The sequence below is a fragment of the Methylobacillus methanolivorans genome (assembly GCF_044751345.1).
In the GTDB taxonomy this organism is placed as follows: domain Bacteria; phylum Pseudomonadota; class Gammaproteobacteria; order Burkholderiales; family Methylophilaceae; genus Methylobacillus; species Methylobacillus methanolivorans.
Genome location: NZ_JBIWXY010000001.1, coordinates 85278 through 99058 on the forward strand (window position 1 = coordinate 85278; position 13781 = coordinate 99058).

The following is a 13781-nucleotide window of genomic DNA, read 5'->3' on the forward strand; positions in this document are numbered from 1 at the left end:
TTGAGAGGAACTTTTAAATAGTTTTAATCGGGCTATCTTAATGATGGAGTCGAAAATTTCTAGGAGTAATGATTGGTTAGCCATAATAAAATTAAGTCTGCTATATCATGGTCTGTTGTAGAGGCGATAAGCTCTATTGGTTTAAGTCTGATTTCCATCGTGTTCCTTGCGAGAGTTTTATTACCCGAGGATTATGGATTGGTAGCAACGGCTCAATTTATATCGGGATCGTTGCAGCTTGTACTGTCTTTTGGCCTCATTGAGGCGGTTATACAAAAAAAAGATTTAAACAATGAATACATTGCTAGTGCTTTATTTGGTAGTTTGATTCTTGCTGGTGTGGGTGGGATCATTGCGATCGGAATTAGCTATGGATTTTATTTATACAATCCGAGCTCTGATATTGCAATCATTATGCTTTTTGAAGCAATTTCAACTGTCTTGATGCTCGCGGCTGTAGTGCCATCGGCATTACTAATGCGAAACATGGAAATGAAAGCTTTCACTAAGAGAACATTGATTTCTAGAGTATTCTTTTTTGTCGTGGCTATTCCTCTAGCATATACAGGATATGGGGTGTGGAGTATAGTTTTTGCTAACTTGGTGCAGATTTCGATCGCGACATTCTTGATTTTTTGGGGCGCAAGGCCTCTAATGTCAAGAAGGTTTTATTTTGATTTTTCTCAGTTTATAGAGCTTGGGAAATTCGGATTTTATGTGATGTTCGAGAATTTATTATGGAATGTCATGTCTAGAGTATTTGGTGTATTAATAGCATTATTCCATGGCACCTCTGCTGTTGGATTATATAATATGGCGACCAAAATTACCGATGCTATTCTTAATATTTTGAATACCATAGTTACGCGATCTGCATTGCCTATTTTTTCATTGGTACAAAGCGATCACAGCAAATTATTTCATGCTTTTCAGAAGGCAACTTTTTTATTCAATTTAATATCTATGCCTATGTTTTTTATGTTGGCTATGACTTGTCCTACATGGGTTCCTATTGTGCTGGGTGACAATTGGTCTCCGGTAGTGCCTATCATCCAAATTATTGCCGTTATGTATGGCATTATGTATAGTCGGATGTTTGTTGGTGTTGCTATTAAGGCGGTGGGCCGTTCCAAGGACTATCTTATCGTGGCATTTATTGCAGCATTGATTACCCTGGCGGCTTCTTTCGCCACTATAGATCAAACTCTTATCATTACTTTGTTTGCTCTTGCTATTCCTAGGATTCTCATTACTATCCCACTTGGTGTGTACCTTATGAAAAAAATTCTAGGATTCGACTTAACTCATCAATTTTTACCATTGAAATTTCCTATCATAACAAGTGTGCTTGTCTTGACAGTAAGCTTCATTGCAAAAATTCTTACTGAGATTTACACTGATAGTTCAATTGTGATTCTTAGCACACAACTTTTCGGAGCTGGACTAGTTTTTCTTTTGATGTGCTTTATATTAGCTAAAAAAGGAAAATTTAGCTCTAGCTGGATTTGATCATTATGAATATGCATCTTGAAAATTTGAAGAATAAACTAGATATCATTACGCAATGCATTGAAGATAAAAATGATGTTATTTTTTTAGATACGCCACTTTATTACAATGTTGGAGATATCCTTATTTATGAAGGTACTATGAGATATTTCAAGGATAAAGGGGTTGCAATAAAAAAAGACATCCCTAAAGAGTTTTTTGATCCTGAGCGATTGTCAATTTATATAACAAACAAAACGACTATTATTTTACAAGGTGGTGGTAATTTCGGTGATATCTATCCAGCACATCAAATGTTGAGAGAGGCTGTTATCAAATATTTTCCGAATAATCGAATTATTCAGTTACCACAAACTATGTTTTTCTCTAAACAAGAAAATGTAGTAAATGCTATTAGTGTTTTCAAGCAACACACCAATATTGTGATGTTTGCCAGAGACATGCCCACGCTGAAAATATTCCAACAATTAACTGATAAAGCGTATCTGATGCCAGATATGGCGCACTATCTTTATGGAAATCTTCCTTTGGCAAAAAGTACAACAAGAGACGTGTTGCTATTTATTCGCAAGGATGTTGAAGCGGCTTCTGATCAAAATCAACTAATTAATGCAGAAGGTTGCTATGTTGATTGGGCAGACTTAGTAACTAAAAAAGATAAGATTATCCTTAAAGTAGTGAGAAAAGTAAAATCACTATCTACTAAACTTGATATTGAAATATTTGATAAAATTGCAACGTTTATTTGGCGTAGTAATTCAACATATCTAGCTTCTAAGTTCGCTAAATTCTTCTCATCCTACAAGAAGGTTGTTACCTCAAGACTACATGGTCATATCCTATCCTGTATTGTGGAAACCCCATCTGAATTAATAGATAATAACTATGGTAAAAACACTGCTTACTATGATACTTGGACGAAGCCGCTTACTTTTACTTCCAAGCTTAAGGTGCCAGACGTTGATTAGCTCACTGAGAGTGATTTGTGATGATCGGGTAACATACTGATGACTTTGGCTAATGCCAGCGGCCATGCTTCCGGGAATATTTCAAAGTTTGTATGTAGTTTCTGATTATCCAAACATGAGTTTTTTGGCCGCTGGGCTAATGTGGGATATTCACCGGCCATAATTGCCTGAATTGATTCTGATTGGACCTTTAGGGGGGGCCAGTTTTTTTCAATTCTAAGCTGATTGTATTCATGTACAATCGCCTTTGCAAAGCCATGCCATGTAGTGCTGCCAGCGTTGGTCAAATTATATATACCTGATTTATCAGATGTCCATTGTTGAATGGCTGATAAAGTTGCCTCGGCAATAGTCAGGCAGGAGGTGGGGCTGCCTTGCTGATCGCTGACAATATGTAGTTGCTCTTGTTCAGATGCTAACCTAAGAACCGTATGCATGAAATTTTTTCTGCCAGTGCTGTAAACCCAACTGGTACGAAAGATTAGGTAATGGCCGTCAACTGTTCGAATGGCATTTTCACCAGCAAGCTTGGTGGAGCCATAGACATTTAATGGATTGGGCGTGTCTGTTTCATGATATGGCCGGGTTCCCATGCCATCAAATACATAGTCTGTAGAATAGTGCACAAGTAATATGTCCAGTTTGTGAGCCTCCTCGGCAAAGGTCGCAGGGGCCAAGGCATTCACGGCATACGCAATTTCAATTTCTTCTTCAGCTTTATCAACGGCAGTATAGGCTGCTGGATTTATGATGAGATCCGGTTTGATATGCTGTACAACTTCACGGATTTGTTTGGGCTTGGAAAGGTCTAGTTGGCTGCGATCGGGTGCGATGACTTCCCCTAAGCTTTGTAGTTTAGGGTAGAGTGCACGACCTACTTGGCCATTGATACCGGTAAGAAGTATTTTATTAAATTTTCCCATTATGTAAACAACTCTGCTTGGTGAATGCTTAGGCCTTGTTGGTCCTTCATGGATAGTAAAGGGGTTGTGCCGATATCCGGCCAATGAATTCCAATTGCATGATCATTCCAGCTAATGCATCGTTCATGCGCAGGCGCATAGAAGTCTGTGGTTTTGTAGAGAAATTCAGCGGTTTCGGAGAGTACTAAAAAGCCATGGGCAAAGCCTGGGGGCACCCACATTTGTTTCTTGTTCTCACCGGAGATGTATTCTCCAACCCATTGCCCAAAAGTCGGGGATGAGTGGCGGATATCGACTGCAACATCAAAAACCTCGCCAGCAACAACACGAACAAGTTTACCTTGTGCTTGCTCGATCTGGTAATGCAGGCCTCTCAATACACCTTTGATTGATTTTGAGTGGTTATCTTGTACAAAGTCGAAGTGCTGACCTACTGCTTGCTCAAATACCTTTCGGTTGAAGCTCTCGAAGAAAAAGCCGCGATCATCCCCGAATACTTTGGGTTCAATAACGAGGACATCAGGGATAGAGGTTGGGATGATTTTCATTAAAAGATTTTTTCTTTTAGCATGCGGATTAGATATTGGCCATAGCCGTTTTTCAGGTAGGGCTGGGCAATTCTCTCGACGTCTGTAGCACTGATATACCCTTTGCGATAAGCAATTTCTTCTGGACAGGCAATCTTGAGGCCTTGTCGTTTTTCTATGGTTTCGATAAAGAGGGAGGCTTCGAGTAGAGATTCATGGGTGCCAGTATCCAGCCAGGCATGCCCGCGTCCCATTAACTCTACATTCAGCTCGCCTTGTGCCAGATAGGTTTTGTTGACATCGGTGATCTCAAGCTCTCCACGAGGAGATGGCTTGAGCTCGGAAGCAATGTCAGCTACCTGGTTGTCGTAGAAATATAGGCCGGTAACGGCGTAGCGTGACTTGGGTTCTTTTGGTTTTTCCTCCAGGCTGATGGCCTGGCCAGCATCATTGAACTCCACTACGCCATAGCGCTCGGGATCGTGCACTGGATAGGCAAAGACGGTAGCACCCTCTTGGCGTTGATCGGCGTGTGCTAAGTCATGTGCTAAGTCGTGCCCGTAGAAAATATTATCTCCAAGCACTAGTGCACTTGGATCATTACCGATGAAATCCTTTCCGATAATAAAGGCTTGCGCTAAGCCATCAGGGGAGGGTTGCACCGCATAGGTGATGTTAATACCCCATTGACTGCCATCACCGAGAAGTTGTTCAAAGCGCGGTGTATCTTGAGGCGTGGAAATGAGCAGAATGTCTCGTATCCCTGCCAACAAGAGAGTGGACAAGGGATAATAGATCATGGGCTTGTCGTAGACAGGCAGTAACTGCTTGGAAACTGCCTGGGTGACAGGATAAAGCCGTGTGCCTGAGCCTCCGGCTAAGATAATGCCTTTTCTCATGCTGCGCTCCCGCTGTATTGCTTGTTGACCCAGTTCCGATATTCGCCGCTGGTGACGTTGTTGACCCAACCTTGATTCTGAAGATACCACTCGACAGTTTTGCGGATGCCGGTATCGAAAGTTTCTGCTGGTTTCCAGCCGAGTTCGCGTTCTAGTTTTGTAGCATCGATGGCATAACGACGGTCATGACCTGGTCGATCTTTGACAAAAGTGAGTTGTTCTTTATAACTGCTGCCATCCGCTTTCGGTTTGAGTTCATCAAGGATGCTGCAAAGCGTTTGTACGACATCCAAGTTTGCTTTTTCATTCCATCCGCCCACGTTGTATGTTTCACCTAGCTTGCCAGCTTCAAGAACCCGACGGATCGCACTGCAGTGATCCTTGACGAATAGCCAGTCGCGAATCTGCTGGCCGTCACCGTAAATAGGCAAGGGCTTGCCAGCCAAGGCGTTAAGTAGGCACAGCGGAATCAGCTTTTCTGGGAAATGGTAAGGGCCGTAGTTGTTGGAGCAGTTGGTGGTGAGCACTGGCAAGCCATAGGTATGGTGGTAAGCGCGGACCAGATGGTCAGATGCTGCCTTGGAAGCCGAATAAGGGCTATTAGGGGCATAAGGCGTGGTTTCGGTAAATGCTGGATCGGTTGGGCCTAGAGTGCCGTACACTTCATCAGTGGAAACATGCAGGAAGCGGAATTGCGGGTTTTCCTTCTCTGCCGGGTTAGCCGCTACCAGAGCATTCCAGTAAGCGCGTACTTCTTCTAGTAAATGGAATGTGCCGACCACATTTGTCTGGATGAAGTCTTCAGGGCCATGAATAGAACGGTCCACATGGCTTTCGGCAGCAAAGTTGATGATGGCGCGCGGCTTGTGTTCTGCAAGCAGTTTTGCTAGCAGTGCACGATCACCGATATCGCCATGCACGAAGATGTGGTTGGGGTTACCTTTAATATCCTCAAGGTTCTCTAGATTGCCAGCATAGGTCAGCTTGTCGAGGTTAATGACTGTACCAAGCCCTGCATTGATCCAGTCCAGTACGAAATTACTACCAATGAAGCCCGCGCCGCCCGTGACCAGAATAGTATTTTTTATCTGCATAATTGAGGATGATTGAACTGACTACGATTTGACCATCCATGATTCTAAAGGATGGTGCTGTATGCTAGCCAATAAATACGCATATATTTATGTTATGTTCGGTATCTATTACATCTTCGCGGAGTGGAATGGTTAAATGATTTTAGTAACAGGTGGCACAGGCTATATAGGCTCCCACGCGTGTGTGGAGTTAATAAATGCAGGGCATGAGGTGCTAGTGTTGGATAATTTCAGCAATAGTCAGGCTCACATTATTGACCGTATCAAGCAGATTACAGGCAATTCACCAGTGCTGGTTGAGGGGGATGTGCGGGACGAGACTTTGCTGCGAGATCTGTTTGCTAAGCATGCATTCGAGGCTGTGATGCACTTTGCCGGCTTGAAGGCGGTGGGGGAGTCGGTTGCACATCCCTTGTGGTATTACGACAATAACGTGGCAGGTAGTGTCACCTTGCTGCGCGTCATGCAGGATTTCAACGTCAAACAGTTTGTCTTCAGCTCTTCTGCAACGGTGTATGGCGACCCTGCCAGTGTGCCTATTCGCGAAGGCTTCCCTTTGTCTGCGACCAACCCATACGGTGCGAGCAAACTTATGGTTGAGGATATCTTACGGGACTTAGCCGCCTCTGACCCCGATTGGCGCATTGCTATCTTGCGTTATTTCAACCCGGTTGGGGCGCATGAGAGTGGGCTGATTGGGGAAAATCCCAATGGCATTCCGAACAACCTTATGCCTTATATTACCCAGGTGGCACAGGGGCAGCGCGAGTTTCTTTCCGTGTTTGGCAGTGATTACCCGACTGTCGATGGTACAGGTGTGCGTGATTACATCCACGTGGTGGATCTGGTGATCGGTCATTTACGAGCGCTAGAAAGGTTAGCTAAGGAGCCAGGTGTCTTTACCTGTAATCTTGGTACCGGCCAAGGGTATAGCGTGCTGCAGATCGTTAAGGCATTTGAGAGTGCTAGTGGCAAGAAAGTGCCATATCAATTGGTTGCTCGTCGTCCTGGGGATGTTGCGGCTAGTTACACCGATCCTGCCTATGCTGAACAATCCCTGAACTGGAAGGCTACGCGCGGCATTGAGCAAATGTGTGTGGATAGTTGGCGCTGGCAGCAGAATCTGGCTCACCAAAAAACGTGATTTTTTGATGTAACCAAATTCAGGATTATCTCGGCTGCTTTATGGAGCTTAGCTTGATGCGATGCATTTCTGAGCGCAGCATGTTGTTTATGGTGCAGGTTTGGTAAGGGAAATTATGTGCCATCATTTAACAGTATGATTTCATTATAATTTAATATTGCTAATCCTTTGGCCCGGTTATTGCTTATCTCCTCTTGTCTTAACTTTGATGGGAGAATAAGTGATGAGACGCTATGTAATGAAGTGGGTGGTGGGTGTCTTGATGCTGGTCATGATGACAGCGGTCAATGCAGCCACCAAGGTTGATGAGGTTGGCTATCTTTATGCCGACAGCGGTTTGACTAGTGATGCCGTCTTTTCTCACAGCCTTGATGCAGGTGTTTATGAGTTGTCTTTGCTGGATTATGCTTTCCCGGTCTCATTTGTTGATGGTAGTTTTGGCATCAGCATTTATAAGGGGGCATCGCTCATCAGCACGTTCTATGGTTCTGGTACTTTCCTCTTGCCTGAGTTGACCGCGGGCTCTTACCTGTTCAGTGTGTTTGGTGATGCCAACAATGGTTTTGGTGTTGGGTCTTTTGGTTTCACGGTGTCTCCGGTACCTGAAGCCGATACTTGGGCATTGTTGTGCGTTGGTCTTGGGTTGTTGGTGGCTTATACATCACGTCGCAGGACTCCGTCTATTTCTGAGAAAGCATAAAGGGATGCAGATCATGAAAAAGTTCTTGAATATGGTGCGAAGCATGCTGGTCATCGCTGCATTCTCTGGCAGTGTTGCTGCGCAGGCAGCGCCAGTGTTTGAGGTGGATTCAGCAACCACGTTGCCTGGTATGTACAAGTACAACATTGGCTTGCTGGCTGGTGATTATTCCTTGGCCCTGACCGATGTGAGTAGCAGCTTTTCCTGGTTGGGTGTGACACTCGGTCAGGGGGCGACGCAGCTTGGTACGTTGAGTTTGCTGGGGCCGGTGGATTCGGGAGTGCTGAATTTTTCAGTGGCTGGTGATGGCATCTATACTGCTTTGTTGTTTGCAAAGGGTAGTGTCGGGCCTGTCAATTTGGTCATCACTGCGGTTCCGGAGCCTGAAGTGGCTGCGATGTTGATGGTTGGCTTGGGTTTAGTGGCTTTGGGCGCACGTCGTAGACGCAAGCTGTCATAGCGTCTGACATCCAGTCATTGTAAGATTCATGGGAGCTTAGGCTCCCATTTTTATTTGTATGATCCCATCAGATATTTAACTTAAAAAACGGATAAAAGCGAACGTGCGATATCTCTTACTGCTCTGTTGTATGTTTCAAGCGCTTTGTGTGTGGGCTGGGGAGGCGATTTCTCTGCGAACGGCTAACAAGGATGGATACAATCTGCAGCCGGAGAATGTGGCTGTCATCGTCAATACAGACCAGCCGGAAAGTGTGCAGGCGGGGGAGTATTATCTTAAAGTGCGTCGCGTGCCTATAGAAAATCTCATCAAGGTGAGTATTCCTGGTAGCCCCAAGAAATTGAGTGCGCAATATTTTGCCCAGCTTAAGCAAGAAATTGATGCTCAGCTCAAGCCCCAGCATCAGGCGATTGTGATGATGTGGACCGCGCCTTATGCCGTGGAGTGTAACTCCATTACTTCGGCGATGACGATGGGGTTTGACCCTGAGCAATGTGCGAATACTTGTGCGCCAGCCAAACACCCTAGCCGCTATTTCAACTCTCGCTCGCTCAAGCCTTTTGATGAGATGGGTTATCGATTGTCCATGTTGTTGCCGGTGCAATCATTTGACGAAGCCAAGGCATTGATAGATCGCGGCTTTGCTAGTGACTACAGTGCGCCTGCTGCCACGGCTTATTACCTGACAACTTCAGATAAGAATCGCAGCAGTCGCGCCATGTTTTTCCCACCCTCAGGCAAGGTGGCGCAGCGTTATCTTGAAATCAAGAGCCTCAACACTGATAGCATTCGTGATGTGCAGGACATCATGATTTACCAGACAGGTCTGGTAAAGGTGCCTTATCTTGATACCTTGCACTTTTTCCCCGGTGCCTTGGCAGATCATCTCACTTCAACCGGAGGTGATTTGTTGAGCAATGGGCAGATGAGCAGCTTACGTTGGCTGGAAGCGGGTGCGACGGCTAGCTATGGCACGGTGTCGGAGCCATGTAATTATTGGCAGAAATTTCCTAATCCCGCAGTATTGCTCAAGCATTATCTTTTAGGGGCTTCGGCGATTGAAGCTTATTGGAAGAGCGTGGCTTGGCCTGTTCAGGGAGTCTTTATCGGAGAGCCATTGGCCTCACCGTACAAACGATAAGGTATCGCTTGTTGTGGTGCTTGTGGCCTCTATGCGATAATTACCAACTACATTGATTGCGCAAGCAAAAGCCGTTTGACGGCTTTTGCTGTTTATTGGGTAAGGATATATGCCAGTTATTCGTTTGCCAGATGGTTCGGAACGCAAGTTTGATGAGCCTGTGACTGTCGCAGAAGTTGCGATGAATATCGGTGCCGGTTTGGCACGTGCTGCCTTGGGCGGCAAGGTCAATGGCAAGGCCGTGGATACTTCGTATCAGATCACCGACGATGTTGATCTGGCGATTATTACTGATCGCGATGCTGACGGGCTGGAGATTATCCGCCACTCAACCGCCCATTTGCTGGCGCAGGCAGTCAAGCAGTTATTCCCAGAAGCACAGGTAACGATTGGCCCTGTGATCGACAACGGCTTCTACTACGACTTTTCCTATAAGCGGCCATTTACGCCTGAGGATTTGCAGGCAATTGAAGCCCGTATGCAGGAACTAGTCAAGCGCGACATTCCTGTCGTGCGTACTGTCATGATGCGTGATGAGGCCGTCGCTTATTTCAAGTCGATTGGCGAGGATTACAAGGCTGAGATTATCGGCTCTATTCCTGCAGATCAGGAAATCTCCTTGTATACCCAGGATGATTTTACTGATCTTTGCCGTGGCACCCATGTGCCATCGACAGGCAAGCTCAAGGCCTTTAAGCTCATGAAGGTAGCTGGTGCCTATTGGCGTGGTGATTCCAACAACGAGATGTTGCAGCGTATCTATGGCACCGCCTGGGCCAAGAAGGATGATCTAGAAGCTTATCTGCACATGCTGGAAGAGGCAGAAAAGCGTGACCATCGCAAGTTGGGCCGCCAGTTGGACTTCTTCCATATGCAGGATGAGGCGCCAGGCATGGTGTTCTGGCATCCGCGTGGATGGAGCATCTGGCAGGAAGTTGAGCAATATATGCGCAATATGTTCCGCGAGTATGGCTATCAGGAAGTGCGTACACCCACCATCATGGATCGGGTCATGTGGGAAAAGTCAGGGCACTGGCAGAACTATCATGACAATATGTTCACCACAGCCTCGGAAAACCGGGATTATGCAGTGAAGCCGATGAACTGCCCCGGACACGTTCAGATATTTAACAGCTCCTTGCACAGTTATCGTGATCTGCCATTGCGCTTGGCTGAGTTTGGCTCTTGTCATCGCAATGAGCCTTCTGGTGCCTTGCATGGCCTGATGCGCGTACGTGGTTTTACCCAGGATGATGCCCACATCTTCTGTACTGAAAACCAAGTGAAGGATGAAGTCGCTGATTTCATCGTCATGCTCTACAAGGCCTACCAGGACTTTGGTTTCACAGAAGTGTTGGTCAAGCTCTCCACCCGCCCTGCAAAGCGCGTAGGTACTGACGAGGCGTGGGACAAGGCCGAGGAGGCATTGGCCGTTGCCTTGCGTCAAAACAATCTGGAGTTTGAATTGCAACCTGGTGAAGGTGCTTTTTACGGTCCTAAGATTGAGTTCACGCTAAAGGATAGCTTGGGTCGCTTGTGGCAGTGCGGTACCATCCAGCTTGATTTTAACTTGCCCGAGCGCTTGGGTGCCGAGTATGTTGATGAGGATAATACCCGTAAGCATCCAGTGATGTTGCATCGCGCCATTGTCGGTTCCATGGAGCGCTTTATTGGTATTCTGATCGAGAACTTTGCTGGCGCCATGCCTGCTTGGTTGGCACCGGTGCAAGCGATGGTGCTCAATATCAGTGATGGGCAGGCTGAATATGTCAATTCCGTGGTCGAGGAGCTACGCAAAAATGGCTTCCGTGTCGATTCGGACTTGAGAAATGAGAAAATAACCTATAAAATCCGCGAGCATAGCTTGCAGAAGCTGCCTTACCTCCTCGTTGCAGGTGAGCGCGAAATGCAAACTGGTCAAGTGGCCGTGCGTACTCGCAAGGGCGAAGACCTAGGTTCCATGCCGGTCAGTGCTTTTATTGAGCGCTTGAAGGCCGACATTACCGATAAGGTCTAAATTACCTCGCAAGTAGCGCGGTCTATTATTTTGGCCTTACATATTAAATAACGGGAGATTTTGCGATAGCTCAGGAAAAGGAATTGCGGATCAATGGCGATATTACAGCGTCACAGGTTCGCTTGGTTGGGGTGGATAACGAGCCGTTAGGCATCGTCAGTCTGAATGAAGCATTTGCCAAGGCCGAAGAGGTTGATACCGATTTGGTTGAGATCGCGCCACAGGCTAGTCCGCCTGTCTGTCGGTTGATGGATTACGGCAAATTCAAGTATGCCGAAAGCAAGCGTCAACATGAAGCACGCCTCAAGCAAAAGCAGGTGCAGGTCAAGGAAGTTAAGTTCCGTCCTGGCACTGACGAAGGCGACTACCAAGTCAAGCTACGTAACCTGATTCGTTTCCTGCAGGAAGGCGACAAGGCTAAAATTACCTTGCGCTTCCGTGGTCGTGAAATTACTCACCAAGAGATTGGTTTGGCGTTGCTGAAGCGAGTTGAAGCTGATTTGACAGAGCACGCAGTGGTGGAGCAGTTCCCCAAGATGGAAGGCCGCCAGATGGTGATGGTGTTATCACCGCAAAAGAAAGCAAAGCCTTGATACCTTCTGGTAGCAAGGTTTGTGAGTAGTAAGCAGTAAAGGAAGCGGCGACGAGGCCAACGGCATGCCCGATCGCTCTTTTTTCAATATCCCTTTTAGGAGAACAAAATGCCAAAGATGAAGACCAAGAGTAGCGCCAAAAAGCGCTTCAAGTTCTTGGGAAATGGCAAGGTGAAGCGTACTCACTCCCACCTGCGTCATATCCTGACCAAGAAGACCACCAAGCAGAAGCGTAACCTGCGCGGCACGGCTATTATTTCCTCAACTGACGTCAAGCGCGTACGCGCCATGATGCCAACTCAATAAGGAGATAAGAAATGCCTAGAGTAAAGCGTGGTGTTATTGCCCGTGCGCGTCATAAGAAGGTTCTGAACGCTGCCAAGGGTTATCGTGGTCGTCGTAAGAACGTCTACCGTATCGCCAAACAGGCGGTGATGAAGGCTGGTCAATATGCTTACCGTGACCGCCGTCAAAGAAAGCGTCAATTCCGCGCACTGTGGATTGCACGTATCAATGCCGGTGCTCGTGAGTATGGCTTGACCTACAGCCGTTTCATCAACGGTCTGAAGAAGTCTGCGGTTGAAGTTGACCGCAAGGTGCTGGCCGATCTGGCTGTGTTCGACAAGCAGGCGTTTGCCAAGTTTGCCGAACTCGCTAAATCCGGTCTCGCCGCTGCCTAAGCAACAGCAATAAGAAAAGGAGGCCTTGTGCCTCCTTTTTTTTCCGGGTTTTTCCACAAGCGGCCATGATGTTTGATGGCATGTGGCATCAATTTGAAGAGTGGTTGTTTGTGAAAGCATCCGTGAGGACAAAACCGTAACATGCAAAATCTAGATCACATTATCAGCGAAGCGCAGCAGGACTTCGCAAGCTGTGCCAGTATCGCCGACCTTGAGCAGGCCAAGGCACGTTACTTGGGTAAAAGCGGCAGCCTGACCGAGGCCTTGAAAGGCTTGGGCAAGTTGTCTGCAGAAGAGCGTCCTGCCGCAGGCGCTGCCATCAATGTTGTCAAGCAGCAAGTTGAGTTTGCACTCAAGCAACGCCGTGATGCTATTTTGCAGGCGGAGCAGGATCGCCAATTGGCCAGCGAAACAATAGACGTCACGCTTCCTGGCCGTAATGCAGGCACTGGTGGCTTGCATCCGGTCACTTTGACCTTGAAGCGTGTGGAGGAACTTTTCCGTTCGATTGGTTTTGAAGTGGCAGAAGGCCCGGAAATCGAGTCCGATTTCTACAATTTCACAGCGCTCAATATCCCTGAAGACCATCCTGCGCGCGCGATGCACGACACTTTTTATGTCGATGAAAAGCATGTATTGCGTACTCATACCTCGCCGGTACAAGTGCATTACATGCAGGACAAGACGCCACCGCTCAAGATCATTGCGCCAGGCCGCGTATACCGTGTTGATTCCGATGCTACGCATTCCCCCATGTTTCATCAGGTGGAGGGCTTGTGGGTGGATGAGCACATCAGTTTCGCTAACCTCAAGGGTGTAGTGCAAGATTTTCTGCAACGCTTCTTTGAGCGCGATGATTTGCAGGTGCGTTTCCGTCCATCCTTCTTTCCATTCACCGAGCCTTCCGCAGAAATGGATATGAGCTGGAACGGCGGTTGGCTGGAAATTGGCGGCTGTGGCATGGTGCACCCAGAAGTGTTCCGCCATGTCGGTATTGATAGCGAAAAGTACCGCGGTTTTGCCTTCGGCCTAGGGGTCGAGCGCCTAACCATGTTGCGGTATGGCGTGAACGATCTACGCCTGTTCTTTGAAAACGATTTGCGCTTCTTGAAGCAATTCGCTTAGC

Annotated in this window: 15 protein-coding genes; 11 read left to right on the forward strand and 4 right to left on the reverse strand. The window is 46.9% G+C overall.

Annotation, left to right across the window (positions count from 1 at the left end; all coding sequences use genetic code 11):
• Positions 1-72: 72 nt before the first annotated feature.
• Together ACIKP9_RS00420 and ACIKP9_RS00425 are read left to right on the forward strand one after the other, a co-directional pair.
• Complete coding sequence (locus ACIKP9_RS00420; protein WP_400877815.1) at positions 73-1509, forward strand: oligosaccharide flippase family protein; 1437 nt, start codon at positions 73-75, stop codon at positions 1507-1509.
• 5 nt (positions 1510-1514) lie between these two features.
• Entirely contained in the window at positions 1515-2477 is a 963-nt protein-coding gene (locus ACIKP9_RS00425) for a polysaccharide pyruvyl transferase family protein (protein WP_400877818.1), read from the forward strand.
• Here ACIKP9_RS00425 and rfbD read toward each other — a convergent pair.
• From rfbD to rfbB, 4 genes are read right to left on the reverse strand one after another with little or no spacing between them, the layout of a single operon-like run.
• Positions 2474-3400 carry a dTDP-4-dehydrorhamnose reductase gene (gene rfbD / locus ACIKP9_RS00430; RefSeq protein WP_400877821.1) on the reverse strand — a complete coding sequence of 309 codons (927 nt, stop codon included), beginning with the start codon at positions 3398-3400 and terminating at the stop codon, positions 2474-2476. The two genes, ACIKP9_RS00425 and rfbD, sit on opposite strands and share 4 nt — an antisense overlap.
• Positions 3400-3948, reverse strand: coding sequence for a dTDP-4-dehydrorhamnose 3,5-epimerase (rfbC, locus tag ACIKP9_RS00435; RefSeq protein WP_400877824.1), 549 nt, complete (start codon positions 3946-3948; stop codon positions 3400-3402). The genes rfbD and rfbC overlap by 1 nt, the downstream gene beginning before the upstream one ends.
• Positions 3948-4826, reverse strand: a complete 879-nt coding sequence (gene rfbA, locus ACIKP9_RS00440) for a glucose-1-phosphate thymidylyltransferase RfbA (RefSeq protein ID WP_400877827.1) — start codon at positions 4824-4826, stop codon at positions 3948-3950. Before rfbA ends, rfbC begins: the two co-directional genes overlap by 1 nt.
• Complete coding sequence (gene rfbB / locus ACIKP9_RS00445) at positions 4823-5914, reverse strand: dTDP-glucose 4,6-dehydratase (RefSeq protein ID WP_400881810.1); 1092 nt, start codon at positions 5912-5914, stop codon at positions 4823-4825. Before rfbB ends, rfbA begins: the two co-directional genes overlap by 4 nt.
• A 142-nt stretch (positions 5915-6056) precedes the next feature.
• Between rfbB and galE the strand changes: the two genes are divergently transcribed.
• The 9 genes from galE (at position 6057) to pheS (ending at position 13780) form a co-directional block, all read left to right on the forward strand.
• Positions 6057-7064, forward strand: coding sequence for a UDP-glucose 4-epimerase GalE (gene galE / locus ACIKP9_RS00450; protein WP_400877830.1), 1008 nt, complete (start codon positions 6057-6059; stop codon positions 7062-7064).
• Positions 7065-7287: 223 nt separating this feature from the next.
• On the forward strand, positions 7288-7764 hold the full coding sequence (locus ACIKP9_RS00455; protein WP_400877833.1) for a PEP-CTERM sorting domain-containing protein: 477 nt from the start codon (positions 7288-7290) through the stop codon (positions 7762-7764).
• A gap of 13 nt (positions 7765-7777) precedes the next feature.
• Positions 7778-8224 carry a PEP-CTERM sorting domain-containing protein gene (locus ACIKP9_RS00460; RefSeq protein WP_400877835.1) on the forward strand — a complete coding sequence of 149 codons (447 nt, stop codon included), beginning with the start codon at positions 7778-7780 and terminating at the stop codon, positions 8222-8224.
• A gap of 148 nt (positions 8225-8372) precedes the next feature.
• The gene (locus ACIKP9_RS00465; RefSeq protein ID WP_400877838.1) at positions 8373-9365 is read left to right on the forward strand and encodes a TIGR03790 family protein; all 993 of its coding nucleotides are present in this window, start codon (positions 8373-8375) and stop codon (positions 9363-9365) included.
• A 109-nt stretch (positions 9366-9474) separates the two neighbouring features.
• The gene (gene thrS / locus ACIKP9_RS00470) at positions 9475-11382 is read left to right on the forward strand and encodes a threonine--tRNA ligase (RefSeq protein WP_400877841.1); all 1908 of its coding nucleotides are present in this window, start codon (positions 9475-9477) and stop codon (positions 11380-11382) included.
• Positions 11383-11465: 83 nt separating this feature from the next.
• Positions 11466-11975 carry a translation initiation factor IF-3 gene (gene infC / locus ACIKP9_RS00475; RefSeq protein ID WP_449815402.1) on the forward strand — a complete coding sequence of 170 codons (510 nt, stop codon included), beginning with the start codon at positions 11466-11468 and terminating at the stop codon, positions 11973-11975.
• Positions 11976-12083: 108 nt separating this feature from the next.
• Positions 12084-12281: a 50S ribosomal protein L35 gene (gene rpmI, locus ACIKP9_RS00480; protein WP_011480222.1), complete on the forward strand. Its 198-nt coding sequence runs from the start codon at positions 12084-12086 to the stop codon at positions 12279-12281.
• Positions 12282-12292: 11 nt separating this feature from the next.
• Positions 12293-12655: a 50S ribosomal protein L20 gene (gene rplT / locus ACIKP9_RS00485; RefSeq protein ID WP_011480221.1), complete on the forward strand. Its 363-nt coding sequence runs from the start codon at positions 12293-12295 to the stop codon at positions 12653-12655.
• 141 nt (positions 12656-12796) lie between these two features.
• On the forward strand, positions 12797-13780 hold the full coding sequence (pheS, locus tag ACIKP9_RS00490) for a phenylalanine--tRNA ligase subunit alpha (protein ID WP_400877846.1): 984 nt from the start codon (positions 12797-12799) through the stop codon (positions 13778-13780).
• Position 13781 lies beyond the last annotated feature (1 nt).

Bases quoted from the DNA above. Each gene is read 5' to 3' on its own strand.
- rfbC (WP_400877824.1), bottom strand. From the start codon at position 3,948: ATGAAAATCATCCCAACCTCTATCCCTGATGTCCTCGTTATTGAACCC.
- ACIKP9_RS00460 (WP_400877835.1), top strand. From the start codon at position 7,778: ATGAAAAAGTTCTTGAATATGGTGCGAAGCATGCTGGTCATCGCTGCA.
- rplT (WP_011480221.1), top strand. From the start codon at position 12,293: ATGCCTAGAGTAAAGCGTGGTGTTATTGCCCGTGCGCGTCATAAGAAG.
- pheS (WP_400877846.1), top strand. From the start codon at position 12,797: ATGCAAAATCTAGATCACATTATCAGCGAAGCGCAGCAGGACTTCGCA.
- ACIKP9_RS00455 (WP_400877833.1), top strand. From the start codon at position 7,288: ATGAGACGCTATGTAATGAAGTGGGTGGTGGGTGTCTTGATGCTGGTC.
- rfbD (WP_400877821.1), bottom strand. From the start codon at position 3,400: ATGGGAAAATTTAATAAAATACTTCTTACCGGTATCAATGGCCAAGTA.
- ACIKP9_RS00425 (WP_400877818.1), top strand. From the start codon at position 1,515: ATGAATATGCATCTTGAAAATTTGAAGAATAAACTAGATATCATTACG.
- thrS (WP_400877841.1), top strand. From the start codon at position 9,475: ATGCCAGTTATTCGTTTGCCAGATGGTTCGGAACGCAAGTTTGATGAG.
- rpmI (WP_011480222.1), top strand. From the start codon at position 12,084: ATGCCAAAGATGAAGACCAAGAGTAGCGCCAAAAAGCGCTTCAAGTTC.
- rfbA (WP_400877827.1), bottom strand. From the start codon at position 4,826: ATGAGAAAAGGCATTATCTTAGCCGGAGGCTCAGGCACACGGCTTTAT.
- galE (WP_400877830.1), top strand. From the start codon at position 6,057: ATGATTTTAGTAACAGGTGGCACAGGCTATATAGGCTCCCACGCGTGT.